The 15044-nt window shown below is 61.7% G+C and carries 18 protein-coding genes; 8 read left to right on the top strand and 10 right to left on the bottom strand.

The window, feature by feature from the left end; genetic code table 11:
• Positions 1-17 precede the first annotated feature (17 nt).
• From hemB to AC07OP_RS20145, 3 genes are all read right to left on the bottom strand, one after another.
• Positions 18-992 (bottom strand): porphobilinogen synthase, encoded by a 975-nt coding sequence (hemB, locus tag AC07OP_RS20135; protein WP_027603168.1) that lies wholly within the window; start codon positions 990-992, stop codon positions 18-20.
• 118 nt (positions 993-1110) lie between these two features.
• A complete protein-coding gene (locus AC07OP_RS20140; protein ID WP_495102279.1) occupies positions 1111-1950 on the bottom strand; it encodes a PhzF family phenazine biosynthesis protein in 840 nt (279 codons plus the stop codon).
• A 3-nt stretch (positions 1951-1953) separates the two neighbouring features.
• Complete coding sequence (locus tag AC07OP_RS20145) at positions 1954-2652, bottom strand: glutathione S-transferase N-terminal domain-containing protein (protein WP_065926958.1); 699 nt, start codon at positions 2650-2652, stop codon at positions 1954-1956.
• A gap of 253 nt (positions 2653-2905) precedes the next feature.
• On the opposite strand from AC07OP_RS20145, the gene AC07OP_RS20150 reads away from it, so the two are divergent.
• Positions 2906-3607 carry a histidine phosphatase family protein gene (locus AC07OP_RS20150; RefSeq protein WP_065939354.1) on the top strand — a complete coding sequence of 234 codons (702 nt, stop codon included), beginning with the start codon at positions 2906-2908 and terminating at the stop codon, positions 3605-3607.
• 45 nt (positions 3608-3652) lie between these two features.
• The gene (locus AC07OP_RS20155; protein ID WP_027603164.1) at positions 3653-4708 is read left to right on the top strand and encodes a permease; all 1056 of its coding nucleotides are present in this window, start codon (positions 3653-3655) and stop codon (positions 4706-4708) included.
• On the opposite strand, the gene mnmH is transcribed toward AC07OP_RS20155, so the two are convergent.
• The 4 genes from mnmH to AC07OP_RS20175 all read right to left on the bottom strand — a co-directional run bounded on the left by mnmH (position 4698) and on the right by AC07OP_RS20175 (position 7957).
• Complete coding sequence (gene mnmH / locus AC07OP_RS20160; protein WP_495102280.1) at positions 4698-5798, bottom strand: tRNA 2-selenouridine(34) synthase MnmH; 1101 nt, start codon at positions 5796-5798, stop codon at positions 4698-4700. The genes AC07OP_RS20155 and mnmH overlap by 11 nt on opposite strands.
• Positions 5798-6832 (bottom strand): selenide, water dikinase SelD, encoded by a 1035-nt coding sequence (gene selD / locus AC07OP_RS20165; RefSeq protein WP_027603162.1) that lies wholly within the window; start codon positions 6830-6832, stop codon positions 5798-5800. Before selD ends, mnmH begins: the two co-directional genes overlap by 1 nt.
• Before the next feature lie 94 nt (positions 6833-6926).
• Entirely contained in the window at positions 6927-7676 is a 750-nt protein-coding gene (locus AC07OP_RS20170; RefSeq protein ID WP_065926954.1) for a TerC family protein, read from the bottom strand.
• A 29-nt stretch (positions 7677-7705) separates the two neighbouring features.
• A complete protein-coding gene (locus tag AC07OP_RS20175; protein WP_027603160.1) occupies positions 7706-7957 on the bottom strand; it encodes a hypothetical protein in 252 nt (83 codons plus the stop codon).
• Between the two features lie 134 nt (positions 7958-8091).
• Between AC07OP_RS20175 and nhaR the strand changes: the two genes are divergently transcribed.
• Entirely contained in the window at positions 8092-8994 is a 903-nt protein-coding gene (gene nhaR, locus AC07OP_RS20180) for a transcriptional activator NhaR (RefSeq protein ID WP_141157237.1), read from the top strand.
• A 4-nt stretch (positions 8995-8998) separates the two neighbouring features.
• Here the strand turns inward: nhaR and AC07OP_RS20185 are convergent, their stop codons facing one another.
• A complete protein-coding gene (locus AC07OP_RS20185) occupies positions 8999-10156 on the bottom strand; it encodes an MFS transporter (protein WP_065939359.1) in 1158 nt (385 codons plus the stop codon).
• Between the two features lie 232 nt (positions 10157-10388).
• On the opposite strand from AC07OP_RS20185, the gene sstT reads away from it, so the two are divergent.
• Entirely contained in the window at positions 10389-11609 is a 1221-nt protein-coding gene (gene sstT, locus AC07OP_RS20190) for a serine/threonine transporter SstT (RefSeq protein WP_027603157.1), read from the top strand.
• 64 nt (positions 11610-11673) lie between these two features.
• Here sstT and AC07OP_RS20195 read toward each other — a convergent pair whose 3' ends face one another.
• Positions 11674-12183, bottom strand: coding sequence for a DUF1993 domain-containing protein (locus tag AC07OP_RS20195; protein WP_027603156.1), 510 nt, complete (start codon positions 12181-12183; stop codon positions 11674-11676).
• A gap of 116 nt (positions 12184-12299) precedes the next feature.
• On the opposite strand from AC07OP_RS20195, the gene AC07OP_RS20200 reads away from it, so the two are divergent.
• Complete coding sequence (locus AC07OP_RS20200; protein ID WP_115488746.1) at positions 12300-12950, top strand: YceH family protein; 651 nt, start codon at positions 12300-12302, stop codon at positions 12948-12950.
• A gap of 60 nt (positions 12951-13010) precedes the next feature.
• Here the strand turns inward: AC07OP_RS20200 and AC07OP_RS20205 are convergent, their stop codons facing one another.
• On the bottom strand, positions 13011-13829 hold the full coding sequence (locus AC07OP_RS20205) for a shikimate 5-dehydrogenase (RefSeq protein WP_115488747.1): 819 nt from the start codon (positions 13827-13829) through the stop codon (positions 13011-13013).
• A gap of 156 nt (positions 13830-13985) precedes the next feature.
• On the opposite strand from AC07OP_RS20205, the gene AC07OP_RS20210 reads away from it, so the two are divergent.
• The 3 genes from AC07OP_RS20210 (at position 13986) to AC07OP_RS20220 (ending at position 15041) form a co-directional block, all read left to right on the top strand.
• Positions 13986-14339, top strand: a complete 354-nt coding sequence (locus AC07OP_RS20210; RefSeq protein ID WP_027603153.1) for a hypothetical protein — start codon at positions 13986-13988, stop codon at positions 14337-14339.
• Between the two features lie 233 nt (positions 14340-14572).
• The gene (locus tag AC07OP_RS20215; RefSeq protein WP_027603152.1) at positions 14573-14767 is read left to right on the top strand and encodes a hypothetical protein; all 195 of its coding nucleotides are present in this window, start codon (positions 14573-14575) and stop codon (positions 14765-14767) included.
• A 91-nt stretch (positions 14768-14858) separates the two neighbouring features.
• Positions 14859-15041, top strand: coding sequence for a hypothetical protein (locus AC07OP_RS20220; RefSeq protein ID WP_027603151.1), 183 nt, complete (start codon positions 14859-14861; stop codon positions 15039-15041).
• The last annotated feature ends 3 nt before the right edge of the window (positions 15042-15044 follow it).

Genomic DNA, 15044 nt, shown 5'->3' on the forward strand with positions numbered 1-15044 from the left:
CAGGGTTTGCACTGCCCTTAGATCCCAGCCAACGCCAAGTCCATAGCAAAGTAAGTAAAGATCAAATCCGCCCCCGCACGCTTGATCGACCCCAACGTTTCCCGCACAACCCGATCCTCATCGATCGCTCCCGCCTGGGCGCCGAACTTGATCATCGCGTATTCGCCGCTGACCTGGTACGCCGCCACCGGCAGGCGCGAGGCTTCGCGGATGTCGCGGATGATGTCGAGGTAGGCACCGGCCGGCTTGACCATCAGTGCGTCCGCGCCTTCCTGTTCGTCCAGCAGCGATTCGCGCACGGCTTCGCGGCGGTTCATCGGGTTCATCTGGTAGCTTTTGCGGTCGCCCTTGAGCGCGCTGCCGCCGGCTTCGCGGAAGGGGCCGTAGAGGGCCGAGGCGAATTTGGTGGAGTAGGCCATGATCGGGATATGGGTGAAGCCGGCCTCATCCAGCGCACGGCGGATGGCCTGGACCTGGCCGTCCATGGCGGCCGAGGGGGCGATCACGTCGGCCCCGGCGCGGGCAGCGGCAACGGCCTGCTTGCCGAGGTTGACCAGGGTCGCATCGTTGTCGACATGGGCACCGTGCATCACGCCGCAGTGGCCGTGGTCGGTGTATTCGCAGAAGCAGGTGTCGGACATTACGATCATGTCCGGCACCGCGTCCTTGATGATCGAGGACATCCGCGAGACCAGGCCGCGTTCCTTCCAGGTGTCGCTGCCGTTGGCGTCCAGGTGGTGGGACACGCCGAAGGTCATCACCGACTTGATACCGGCACGGGCATAGCGCTCGATCTCGGCAGCCAGCTTCTTTTCCGGGATGCGTTGCACGCCGGGCATGCTGGTGATCGGCACGAAGTCGTCGATGTCTTCTTCGACGAAAATCGGCAGCACCAGGTCGTTGAGGGTGAACTCGGTTTCCTGGAACAAGCCACGCAGCTCCGGGGAGCGGCGCAGGCGGCGTGGGCGGGCTTGGGGGAACTGGCTGGTCATGGCTGTCCTGAAAAAGTGGCGGGAAATCTTTGGGGCGAAAGCTTATGCCCCAAGGCCCCGGCAGCACAAATGCCCAGGGGCCAACAGTGTATTGCCGGGGCCGTAATAATGTATTGATCTAGAGCTGTAGACGCCCTTCGATGCACACCGCAACGGCGCCGCCGACCCAGATTTCATCACCCTGGCGCTCGACGCGAATACGCCCCGCACGCCCCATGGCCGTGCCCTGGCTGACCACGTAGCACTCAGGCGCGAGTCCTTCGCTGAGCAGCCATTGCGCGACGCCGGCATTCAGGCTGCCGGTGGCCGGGTCTTCCTGGGCCCCGTCGCCTGCGACAAAGGCACGCACCTCAAACTGCGCGTCCACGTCGTCAGCCGGGTTGCAAGGAGCAATCACGCCGACGGCCAGCCCAAGCAGCTGCGAATAGTCCGGCTGCAAGGCCAGGACCTGATCACGGTCAGCCAGCATCACCGCGAGCCACCCCGCGCCATTGTCGACCCACTGGCTGCGCACAATGGCCCCCGGCACCAGGCCCAACCCCAGGCGAACGCGCTCCAGCAACGCGGAGTCCACAGCGCCGGCGCGCATCAACGGCGGTGCAATAAACGCCAGTTCATCGCCTTGACGCCGAATACGCACCAGGCCGATTTCACACTCCTGGATAATCTCTTCGCCTTGGGGCACCCCACCCGCCTTGAGCCACGCATGGCAACTGCCCAGCGTCGGGTGCCCGGCGAATGGCAGCTCCTGCAAGGTCGTGAAGATCCTCACCCGGTAGTCCGCCCGAACATCGCGCGGTGTCAGCAAAAACGTGGTTTCACTGAGGTTTGTCCATTTGGCGAAGTCAGCCATCTGTTGGTCGCTGAGGCTGTCGGCGCCCAGCACGACGGCCAGCGGATTGCCCTTGAGCGACACGCTGCTGAATACATCCAGTTGTTTGAAATCGAAAGTCGGCATGTGTCAGCTCGGAATATTCAGGCCACGGATGACCGCCGGCCGGGCGACAAAGCCGTCCAGCGCGCGCAGTACGTTAGGGAAGTCGGCAATGCCGACCAGATCGCCCGACTCATAGAAACCGATCAGGTTGCGAATCCAGGGGAAGGTGGCGATGTCGGCGATGCTGTAGTCGTCGCCCATGATCCAGGTGCGGCCGAGCAGGCGTTTTTCCAGCACGTCCAGCAGACGACGGGATTCGGCGGCGTAACGGTCGCGGGGGCGCTTGTCTTCGTAGTCCTTGCCGGCGAACTTATTGAAGAAACCCAGTTGGCCAAACATCGGACCGATGCCCCCCATCTGGAACATCAGCCATTGAATCGTTTCATAACGTGTCGCCGGATCTTCGGAAAGCAACTGGCTGGATTTTTCCGCCAGGTAGATCAGGATTGCGCCTGACTCGAACAGCGCCAACGGCTGACCCGCCGGGCCGTCGGGGTCGATGATCGCGGGGATTTTGTTGTTGGGATTCAGGGACAGGAACTCGGGGGAAAACTGGTCCTGGGTCTCGAAACTGACCTTGTGCGCCTCATAAGGCAGGCCCAGCTCTTCGAGCATGATCGAGACTTTTACCCCGTTGGGCGTGGGCAACGAGTACAGTTGCAGGCGCTCCGGATGCCGGGCGGGCCATTTGCTGTTGATCGGGAACGCGGCGATCGGGTTCATCGGGAAACTCCCTGGCGGAAAGCCCCCATGATAATCATCTGTCCCACGTCCTGCATGGGTCATCAATGCGCAACATCAGCGGGCTATTATCCCCCGTGGGCGAACCAATACGCCCGCGTGCACTCTTAAGTGCGCTCAAACGGTGAATGGAGGCACCTCGCTATACCGACACGGAACACCCGCAGGACGCCCCAGGCGTCATTGGGGCCAGGCTTGTCCGCCTTAACGTGACGCACGAAGACTCGAACCCATAATGACGATCAAGCCTCTGCGCCTTGTGCAACGACTGAAACACTACGCCTACATCCTGTTGCCCCTTTTGCTGGTGAGCGGCGCCATGGTTGCCGCCCTCGACGCCCGGGAAAGCCGTGCCCAACCGGTGGATGGCGTGCAAACCCTGGTGTTCCTGCGCCACGCCGAGAAACCGGCCGGCGGCCTGGGCCAACTCAATTGCCAGGGGTTGAACCGAGCAATGAACCTGGCCACCCTGCTGCCGGAAAAATTCGGCAAGGCCAACTTCGTGTTTGCCGCCAACCCGACGCGCAATGTCGAGGAAGGTGAGCTGGACAACTCCTACAGCTATATTCGCCCGTTGATGACCATCAGCCCCAGCGCCATCAAGCTGGGCCTGCCGGTGAACATCAAGTTCTCGGCCAACGACACCAGCGACCTGGCCGACGAACTGGTGGAAGACAAATACCACAATGCCACCATCTACACCGCGTGGTCCCACGGCTACCTGCCGGAGTTGATCAACAAGGTGGCCAGTGAGGCCTCCGGCGAAAAACATACGATTACCGACGACTGGTCCGGCAGCGACTACGACACGCTGTACGTACTGACGCTGACCTGGCACAACGGCAAAGCCTCGCTGCTCAGCCGCAACTACAAGCAGGGCCTGAACGACGGTGAAGAAACCTGCCCGCAGCCAACACAGGTGAGTGCCGATAGCTGAGGGCGTATGATGCACCGCTATTGACTCATCTGCGGACCCTCCCCCATGCCCAACCTCGCCTCCACCCAGCCCGTCCGGGGCTGGTCGTTCTGGTGGAAACCTGCCCTCTTCCTACTGGTAGCCTGTGTCGGCCTCTACTACGTGAAGTGGTCGCCCTACTACTTCAAGGCGTTTGTTGCCGCGGACAACCACAGCATCGGCGCCTCGATCCTCAACGATCAACAAAGCTCGCCATTGGCAGCAGCGCTGGCCTACGCCCAGGTGTATTTCCTGGCGATCTGGAAAGCTGCCGTACTGGCGGTGATCCTCGGCTCGCTGCTGCAAGTGCTTATCCCCCGCGACTGGTTGCTGCGCCTGTTTGGCCGTGCCGGCCTCGGCTCGACCTTGCGCGGCGGGCTGTTTGCCTTGCCGGGGATGATGTGCAGTTGCTGCGCGGCGCCCGTCGCTGCTGGCATGCGCCGCCAGCAGGTGTCGGTGGGCGCGGCACTGGCCTTCTGGATTGCCAACCCGGTGCTGAACCCGGCCACGCTGGTGTTCATGGGCTTTGTGCTGGGCTGGGGCTTTACCGCCTTGCGGCTGGTGGCGGGCATTGTGCTGGTGGTCGGCGTGTCACTGGTGGCACAGCGCATCGCACGGCCGGACCAAGTGCCGGAAGTTGCCTTGGACGCGGTGGCCGAGGCCAGCCAGGTCGAAGCACAACCCTTCTTCAGTCGCTGGCTGCGTACCCTGTGGCAGCTGTTCTGGAGCACCATACCGATCTATATCCTGGCGGTGCTGGTGCTCGGTGCCGCACGGGTGTGGCTGTTCCCCCACGTGGACGGCGCCATGGCCAACAGCCTGGTGTGGCTGGTGCCCCTGGCGATTGTCGGCACGCTGTTTGTGATTCCTACAGCGGCAGAGATCCCCATCGTACAAACCATGATGACCCTGGGCATGGGCACCGGCCCGGCCGTGGCCTTGCTGATGACCCTGCCCAGCGTGAGCCTGCCGTCGCTGTTGATGCTGCGCAAGGATTTCGATGCGCGGGTACTGGTGACGGTGGCCGGGCTGACCATGCTGGTGGGCGTGGTGTGCGGGTTGATCGGCGCGCTTATCCTCTGAGGGCGCGCTCGCGCAGATAGGCCGTGACTGCGCCCTGCTCTCCCGCAAACTCGATGCGTGCGCCTTTGTTTTCACGCTGGAAGGCGTACATCGGGTCGTAATACTCGCGCAACAGCCCTTCAATCCAGGCGCGATGCAGGTCCACGGCGCCGCTGCGCAGCTGTTCCGCCAGGGCATCCTGCATGATCGCCTGCAACCGCTGGAAACGCTCGCCGCCCAGGCGCTTGTGGATATTGGCCAGGCCCTGGGTCAGGCGTTCGGCAAACAACGCCTGGCCCTGTTCACCAAACACCGCGATAAATTCTGCACAAAGGTCAATCACGTAATCGCGCAGGATGCGCTCGACACGGCCTTCGACGCTGTCTTCCAGCCACACCATCGGAAAGGTCTGCATGCCCTTGTGCAACGGCAACGGCAGCGCACAGCTGCCGATCATGCGGCTTTCATCCTCGACCACGAATTGCTCGATACCGCCCGCGCGTTTTTTCAGCAGGTCCACCGCCAGGCGGTTTTCGAAGTCGATAGTGGAGGGTTGCGCCGTGGCGCGTTTGCCGAAGCTGGAACCGCGGTGGTTGGCATGGCCTTCCAGGTCCAGGGCGTTGCGCAACTGGCCCAGCACCTCGGTCTTGCCGGTGCCGGTCATGCCGCCCAGCAACACGAAATCACATTGAGCTGCCGCCTGGTCAAGGGTATCCAGCAGGAAGGTCCGCATGGCCTTGTAGCCACCGCCGACCCGCGGGTACTCGATGCCGGCTTCGGTCTTCAACCATTGCTGCACGATCTGCGAACGCAGCCCGCCCCGGAAGCAATACAAGTAACCATCAGGATTGGCCTGGGCAAACCGTGCCCATTGTTCGATACGCTCAGCCTTGATCGCCCCCGACACCAACTCATGCCCCAGCACAATCGCGGCTTGCTGGCCCTGCTGCTTGTAGCAGGTGCCGACGCGCTGACGCTCGTCATCGGTCATCAACGGCAGGTTGATCACGCCAGGGAACGCGCCCTTGGCGAACTCGACCGGCGCGCGGGTATCCATCATCGGCCGGTCGTTGAGGAAAATGTCGCGGTAATCGGTGATGTCAGTTGCCATCAAACCACCTCTACCGCGTGGGTCTGTCGCTCAACCAATTGGCCGATCGGCTCAAGGCTCAAGCCCAATTCAGCCGCCGTCGCGCGGAACTCGGCGTCGCCTTCAGGGGTGACCGCGATCAGCAGGCCACCGCTGGTCTGCGGGTCACACAGCACGCGTTTGTGCAATTCCTGCAGACGCCCGACCTTGCTCGAGTAGCTGTCGAAGTTGCGCAAGGTGCCACCCGGCATGCAGCCCTGGTCCAGGTAGTCCTCGATCCCGGGCAGACGTGGGACTTTGTCGTATTCGATACGTGCGGTCACAGCGCTGCCGTCCGCCATCTCCACCAAATGGCCCAACAGACCGAAACCGGTGACATCCGTCATTGCCGTCACACCGGCCAGCTTACCGAAACGGCTGCCGGGTTTGTTGAGGGTGCACATCCAGTCACGGGCCAGGCCGATATCCGCCTCACGCAACTTGCCCTTCTTTTCGGCGGTGGTGAGGATGCCGATGCCCAACGGTTTGGTCAGGTACAGACGGCAGCCCACAGTGGCGGTGTCGTTGCGCTTCATATGGCGCTTTTGCACGATGCCGGTGACGGCCAGGCCGAAGATCGGCTCGGGCGCGTCAATGGAGTGCCCGCCCGCCAACGGAATGCCGGCTTCGTCGCACACCGAGCGGCCGCCACGAATCACTTCACGGGCGATCTCCGGCGCCAGCACGTTCACCGGCCAGCCAAGAATGGCGATGGCCATCAACGGGTCGCCGCCCATGGCGTAGATGTCACTGATGGCATTGGTGGCGGCGATGCGGCCGAAATCGAAGGGATCATCGACAATCGGCATGAAAAAGTCAGTGGTAGAGACCACGCCACGCTCATCGTCGATGGCATACACCGCCGCGTCGTCGCGGGAGGCGTTGCCCACCCACAGGTTGGGGTCAAGGTTCTGCGCACCGCTGCCCGCCAGGATCACTTCCAGCACCTGGGGCGAAATCTTGCAGCCACAACCCGCGCCGTGGCTGTACTGGGTAAGGCGAATCGGCTCGTTCATGGTGGACCTCAAGCTATCAAGTGGGCGGATTCTAACAGACAGCAAAAGGCCGGCTGGGCTCTTGTGAGCACAGCCGGCCTTTGGGGTTGCAGCGTTACTGCCGGGCAGCGAGCAGACGCTTGTGACGGTTGCGCCGAGCGATGTTCAGGCACTCGATGGCGGCCGAGAAGGCCATGGCCGCGTAAACGTAGCCTTTAGGCACATGGGCACCGAAGCCTTCGGCGATCAGCGTCATGCCGATCATGATCAAGAAGCCCAGGGCCAGCATCACCACGGTCGGGTTGTCATTGATGAACTTGGCCAACGGCTCGGCCGCCACCAGCATCACGATCACCGAGGTCACCACGGCGATGATCATGATCGGCAAGTGCTCGGTCATGCCCACGGCGGTAATGATGCTGTCGATGGAGAACACCAGGTCAAGCAACAGGATCTGCCCGATGGCTGCGGCAAAGCCGATGGCCACGACATTGCCGGTACTGGTCTTCTCTTCGGGCTCAGGGTCCATGCTGTGATGGATCTCGGTGGTGGCCTTCCAGACCAGGAACAGGCCACCGGCGATCAGGATCATGTCCTTCCACGAGAACGCCTGGCCGAGCACTTCGAACACCGGGGTGGTCAATTGCACGATAAACGCAATGGTACTCAACAGGCCCAGGCGCAACACCAGCGCCATGCTGATACCGATGCGTCGTGCCTTGGCCCGATGCTTCTCGGGCAATTTGTTGGTGAGGATCGAGATAAAGATCAGGTTATCGATGCCCAGCACGATTTCCATCACGATCAAGGTGGCCAGGGCAATCCAGGCGGTAGGGCTGGCGGCCAGTTGTAAAAGGTAATCCATAGGTCAGTCCTGACGTTGTGCTGGGGAGATTAGGTTTCTTTGGTGTTCGATTCAGACTCGTTTTCTTCCTGATCGTCCTTTTTCTGTGGATTGATCAGGCCGTTTGTCGCTTCACTCAATGCCTGCTCGGCCGCTTTCTGGGTGTCATCGATGGCTTGCTTGGCCGACTCGGTGGCTTTGCCCATGACCTGTTGCGCGCTTTTTTCGACCTGATCGCAACCGCTGATCATCACCAATGAAAGCGCAAGCAACGATGCCGCGCCCAGGGAATTGAGTTTCATCATGTCTTCCTCGTTAGAACCATTGGGTCCAAATAGTGGCCCCGCGATAGCGAGGCATTCTATGCAGGCAAACAGTTCAGGAAAATTCGTATTTTTCTCGCGTATACTTCGGTTTTTACGAAGTGACGATCATCATGCTCAATTACCGACAGTTGCATTACTTCTGGGTAGTGGCCAAGACCGGTAGCATCGTGCGCGCCTGCGAGCAGTTGAACCTCACGCCCCAGACCATCAGCGGGCAGATCAGCCTGCTGGAGCAAACCTACGGGATTGCGCTGTTTCAGCGGGTAGGCCGCCAGCTTGAACTCACCGAAGCCGGGCGCCAGGCCCTGCCCTATGCCGAACAGATGTTCCAGACCGGCAATGAACTGGAGGCGATGCTGCGCGCGCAGCCCAATGAGCAACAGATCCTGTTTCGGGTCGGTGTGGCGGATGTGGTGCCCAAGTCCATCGTGTACCGGCTGATCGCGCCGACCATGGAATTGAGCGAGCCCCTGCGCATTACCTGCCGTGAAGACAAACTCGAGCGTTTATTGGCCGACCTGGCGATCCAGCGCCTGGACCTGGTGATCTCCGACAGCCCCATGCCCTCGCACCTGGATATCAAGGGCTACAGCCAGAAACTGGGGGAATGTGGCATCAGTTTTTTCGCCACCCAGGCATTGGCTGACAGGTACGCCGGTGACTTCCCACAGTGCCTGCACGGCGCGCCCCTGTTGATTCCCGGCGCGGAAACCGTGGTGCGCAGCCGCCTGCAACGTTGGTTTGCCGAGCAGCAGATCCAACCCAGGATCATCGGCGAGTTCGATGACAGCGCCTTGATGCAGGCCTTTGGCCAATCCGGCAGCGGGATCTTTATCGCGCCCAGCGTGATCGCCGATGAAGTAGTGCGCCAGTACGGCGTGGCGTTGATTGGCCAGACCGATGCCGTCACCGAGTCGTTCTACGCGATCTCGGTGGAACGCAAGGTCAAGCACCCCGGCATCGTGGCGATTACCGAAGGTGCACGGCGAGAGTTGTTTACCGCCCTGCCCTGAGCGTTCAGGCGTTGGACGCGACCGCTTGCCTGGCGGTCATCAGCCACAGCGCCAGCAGGATCGACACCAGGATAAATCCGGAAGCGGCAAAGCCCAGGCTGCCGAGGCCGAGGGTGTCGATCACATGCCCGCCGACCATGGCCCCCAGGCCAATGCCCAGGTTGGCCCCGGCGATATTCAACGACGCCGCAAACGCCGGGGCATGAGGTGCGGCCTTCATCAACCGCACATGGCTGACCAGGAACAGCGCCGCCTGGGTCACGCCCCACACCGCCATCGCCGCCGCCAGGCCGACCGTGGAATGGATCGCCGGTACCAGCGCGACCATGCCGGCGATCATGAAACCGCAGAACACCATGGAAGCGATCAGCGGGTGACGGTCCACCGCACGCCCGCCCAAGGCGTTGCCGATCAGCCCCACTGCGCCAAAGCCCATCAGGCACCAGCCCACCAGCGTGCCGTCGAAACCGGCCAGGCGCTCAAGGATATCCGCCAGGTAGGTATACGCCGTGAACATGCCGCTGAATACCAGGACCGACAACAGGATATGGCCTTGCATCAGCGGGTTGCGCAGGATCTTGAACTGCGAGCGCAACGACACCTGGTCGTTCTTCGGTTGGGTCACCGGCAGGTAGATAAACAGCAGCAAGGCCTTGGCCAGTGCGACCACGGCGAGGATCGCAAACGCGGCGCGCCAGCCGAACATATCGGAAATCAGCGTGCCCACTGGAATCCCGAACACCGTGGCGCAGACGATGCCGAAGCCGATCTTTTCGATGGCGCGCCCAGCGTATTCGGGACCGACAATATCCACCGCCGTTTCACTGGCCAGGGCCCAGAACACCGGCAGGCCCAGGGCCGGGATCAAGCGCGCCAACGCCATCACCCAGATATTCGGCGCCAATGCGGCCACGGTATTGGCCACGCCGAACAGGAGCAGGATGCTGATAAACAGACGCTTGCGGGGGAAACGGGCGCAGTAAGCCGTCAGAAACGGACCAAAGGCCGCCACGGTAAACGCAAACAAGGTCACCAGCAGGCCGGCCTGGGACACGCTGACGTTGAGGTCCCGGGCAATGGACGGCAACAGGCCGACGATAACGAATTCTGTGGTCAGCACGGTAAAACCGGCGGCCGACAGCAGCAGGATGGGAAACAGCATGAAAACTCCAGAAACGGCGACATCAACGACAGCCCGAAGGGCCCGCTGACGGAGAGGAAAGGTGAGAGGGCAGAATCTTAACAGAGTATGTCCGGCTTTTGCGAAGCCCCGGCGACCCAATGCCGCAGCGGCCGGGACAGGTCCAGCGGCATGCTAGACTTCGCGCCCCGCTTCCTACAGCCCTTTCCGCCTGCATTGCTGTGCCCTTAAAAAAACTAGAGACAACCTTCATATGACTGCTGCCCCTTCCCTTTTCCAACGCCTGGCCCGCATCAGCCTGGTCACGCAAATCGTCATCGGCTTGATCGCCGGCATCCTGCTGGCCCTGCTCTTGCCGGAGGCGGCCAAGGCCACCGGGTTTATCGGCAAGGTATTTGTTGCCGCGCTCAAGGCCGTGGCGCCGATCCTGGTGTTTGTGCTGGTGATGGCGTCGATCGCCAACCATAAACACGGCCAGGAAACCCATATCAAGCCGATCCTGTTCCTGTACCTGCTGGGCACCTTTGCCGCCGCCGTGGTGGCGGTGATTGCCAGCATGTGGTTTCCCTCATCGCTGGTGCTCGCTACCCATGACGCCACCGTGAGCGCTCCCGGCGGCATCGGCGAGGTCTTGCAAAGCCTGCTGTTGAGCGTGGTGGACAACCCCATCAGCGCACTGATGAACGCCAACTTCATCGGCATCCTGGCCTGGGCCATCGGCATGGGCATTGCCATTCGCCATGCCGGCGAAACCACCCGCACGGTGCTCGACGACCTGTCCAACGGCGTGACCCTGATCGTGCGCGTGGTGATCCGCTTCGCCCCGCTGGGTATCTTCGGCCTGGTGGCCTCGACACTCGCCACTTCGGGCTTCGGCGCCCTGCTCGGCTACGCCCACCTGCTGGTGGTGCTGATCGGCTGCATGCTGTTCGTGGCACTGGTGGTCAACCCGGCCATCGTGTTCTGGAAACTGCGCCGCAACCCGTTCCCGCTGGTGCTGATGTGCCTGCGCGAAAGCGGCATCACCGCGTTTTTCACCCGCAGTTCGGCGGCGAATATCCCGGTGAACCTGGCCTTGAGCAAACGCCTGGGCCTGCATGAAGACACCTACTCGGTGTCGATTCCACTGGGTGCCACGATCAACATGGCCGGTGCTGCGATCACCATCACCGTGTTGACCCTGGCGGCCGTGCACACCCTCGGCATTGCCGTGGACCTGCCGACCGCCGTGCTGCTCAGCGTGGTCGCGGCGATCTGTGCCTGCGGCGCGTCGGGTGTGGCCGGCGGCTCGCTGCTGCTGATTCCCCTGGCATGCAGCCTGTTCGGTATCCCCAGCGAAATCGCCATGCAGGTGGTGGCCGTAGGCTTCATCATCGGCGTGTTGCAGGATTCGGCGGAAACCGCGCTCAATTCGTCCACCGATGTGCTGTTTACCGCGGCCGCGTGCCTGGGCAAGGAAGAGCAGTCGGCTTAAGCGCCAGGCGTAAAAAAGCCCGGGGTGGTTCAGGAATGAACCACCCCGGGCTTTTTTTCGAGCCTTAGAAAGCGCCCATGTAGTCACGCTTGCCCACTTCCACACCGTTGTGACGCAGCAAGGCGTATGCGGTGGTGACGTGGAAGAAGAACTGCGGCAGGCCGTAGGTCAGCAGGTAGGACTGGCCGCTGAAGCGCTTCTCTTTCGGCGTGCCGGGGCGGGTAATGATCTCGATGCCTTCCTTGCCGTCGACTTGCTCGGGCTTGATGGTGTCGACAAACGCCAGCACCTTGGCGATCAGCGCTTGCAGGTCGGCGAAGGTGACTTCGGTATCTTCGTATTTCGGCACTTCGATCTCAGCCAGGCGTGCGGAAACGCCCTTGGCGAAGTCGACGGCGATCTGCACCTGGCGCACCAGTTGGAACATGTCCGGGAACAGCCGCGCTTGCAGCAAGGCGTTGGGTTCGATGTTCCTGGCGGTGGCGTGGGCTTCGGCTTTGTTCAGCACATCGCTCAGGGCGCTGAGCATTTGCTTGAAGACGGGGATGGAGGCGGCGTACAGGGAAATAGTCATGGCAGTCTCATGGGTAATGGCAGGGTTGGAACCAGCGGCGATTATAGACACGCCAGGCGCTTGTCTTTTATTTTTTCCGGCTTAGGCTAGTGCGTTCACTGCATAGGGAAAGCGCGATGACCGACGAGCACGACACCGACACCCCTGAGCCGCGCCTGAACAGCACGGAAATTCGCGTCCTGGGTTGCCTGATCGAAAAACAGGCGACCAACCCGGAAACCTATCCCCTGACCCTCAACGCCCTGGTCCTGGCCTGCAACCAGAAGACCAGCCGCGAGCCGGTGATGAACCTGAGCCAGGGCCAGGTTGGCCAGAGTCTGCGTGCGCTGGAAGGCCAAGGCTTCACGCGCCTGGTGATGGGCAGCCGCGCCGACCGCTGGGAGCATCGCGTGGACAAGGCGCTGGAACTGGTGCCGGCCCAGGTGATCCTGACCGGGCTGATGTTCTTGCGTGGGCCTCAGACGGTCAACGAACTGCTGACCCGCAGCGGGCGCATGCATGACTTCGAGGATGCCGAGCAGGTGGTGCATCAGTTGGAGCGCCTGATCGCCCGCGGGCTGGCGCTGCTGGTGCCGCGCCAGGCAGGGCAGCGGGAAGATCGCTATACCCATGCGCTGGGGGATCCGGCGGACATCGAGGTGATTATCGCGGCGCGGGGAAGCCCGGTGGAGCGCTCTGCCGGCGCAGTCTCGCTGGATCGTATCGAAGAGCTTGAAGCACGAATTGCAGCTCTGGAAGAGCGATTGGCGCAGCTGGAACAGGCCTGACACGGTCAACCAGTGTGGGAGGGGGCTTGCTCCCTCCCACATTTAGAGCCGCAGCGGCCTTCAGTTGCGGGCGAAGGCTACTGCCGCCTGGAACTGTTCATCCGTAGGTCGCACGCCGGTGTACAGCACGAATTGCTCCAACGCCTGGATCGCAATCACCTCCAGCCCAGTGATCACCCGCTTGCCTTTGGCCCGTCCACGCACGATCAGTGGCGTTTCGGCGGGGATCGCCACCACATCGAAGACAGTGTGCGCGGCATCCACGGCATCCGCGTCGAACGCCAGGGCATCCGCCTCGGCCCCGCCGGTCATGCCGATGGGGGTGACGTTGATCAGCATCTGTGGGCGCAAATCGCCCAGTTCCGCCTGCCACTCATACCCCAGGTTCTGCGCCAACGCCCGGCCTGCCGCTTCGTTACGCGCCACGATCACACCATTGGCGTAACCGCCATCCCGCAAGGCGCTCGCCACGGCCTTGGCCATACCGCCGCTGCCACGCAAGGCGAAGGTCGAATCCTGCGGCACGGCGTGTGTCTTGAGCAATTGTTCGACGGCGATGTAGTCGGTGTTGTAGGCCTTGAGATGGCCATTGGTATTGACGATAGTGTTCAGGGAGTCAATGGCTTGAACCGAATCGTCCAGTTCGTCCACTAAGGCAATGGCGGCCTCCTTGAAGGGCATGGACACCCCGCAACCCCGGATGCCCAACGCGCGGATACCACCTATCGCGCCGGGTAAATCCTGGCTGCTGAAGGCTTTATAGTAGAAGTTCAGCCCCAGCTGTTCGTACAGGTGGTTATGAAAACGCAAGCCAAAATTCCCAGGGCGGGCCGACAGCGACATGCACAGTTGGGTGTCCTTGTTGGGGTGCATCTGCATGGATAACTCCTTTGAGTAAGCAAATCGGTACAGACCTTACACAACCTTTACCTAGCGGCCGTGCTGTTTTTCAGAAATACGTTGTCTTAAAAGTATCCCCGCGACATTACTTGAGTCTATTGATTGCAGACCACAAGCGCAGGGGCTAACCGAGGAATGACCATGATTCGTACAATCCCCAAGATCGCCTTGCTGGTAGGTGCACTCGCTATGGCAGGCCAAGCCTCCGCCCATGGTGGTGGATGGGGTGGCCCAGCCGTCTTGGGTGCCCTGGTCGGCGCCGCCGTAGTGGGCTCCGTGGTGGCCAGCCAGCCCCGTGAGGTCTATGTGCAGCAGCCGGTCTACGTGCAACCGCAGCCGGTGTATGCCGCGCCGCCGCCCGTCTACTACGCACCACCGCCACCGGTGTACGTACAGCAGGAGGTCTATTACCGCCCTGCGCCGGTCTACTACGGCCCACCGCGCGGCTACTATGGCCCGCCCCACGGCTATTACCGCCGCGGCTGGTAAGTCTCAACCGTCAGCTATGCAACAGGCCTCGCCCACCCGCGGGGCCTTTTCTTGTGGGTAACGTCCGGATTTATCCTGCCAAGGTCGCTCTGAGGACAATGGCCGGGCTGCAATCCCACATGCTTAAGGTCGAAAGTCTACTTGCCCGAACGGGGCTCACGCTGTCATGTTTGTGTCACGCCACACTCCCACTATCAATCCTGTCCACTCCATAACAACAAGGACGACTGACCATGCCCACACAAAATCCGCACCGCACCGCTGGCCTGTGTACGTCCAGCAAGGTCTACAGCGCGCTCACGGAGCTCAAGCACCTGGAAGGCCACCGCAGCGCCAAGTTCCTCGCGCTGCTGGCGGAAAACCTGGTGCACAAAGGCCTGCTTAATGAGCAGGAAGTGGTGAGCATGCTCGATCAAGTGGTCGACTGAAGCCTTTTGTTGATGTCGACTATCGAGCCAGATGATTTTTCCTGAGCGCCTGTGCCCCGTAAGGTGACCTCCATAGCGATTGGAGGTCCTTATGCCCACTGTTCAAATCATGTCCGTCATCGGCAGCGCCGTCCCTGCCCCGCTTCGAGAGCTGGGTTTGCTGGCGTGCTGGTACGTGGTGCGCGACGGCGAAGCCATCAGCGGCCCGCTCACGTCCCTGTCTGACGCCGAAAAACAACTGCAGCAAGCCTCGAACTTCCGCCTGCACGCCTGAGAC

This window comes from Pseudomonas sp. GW821-FHT09D08, assembly GCF_059416305.1.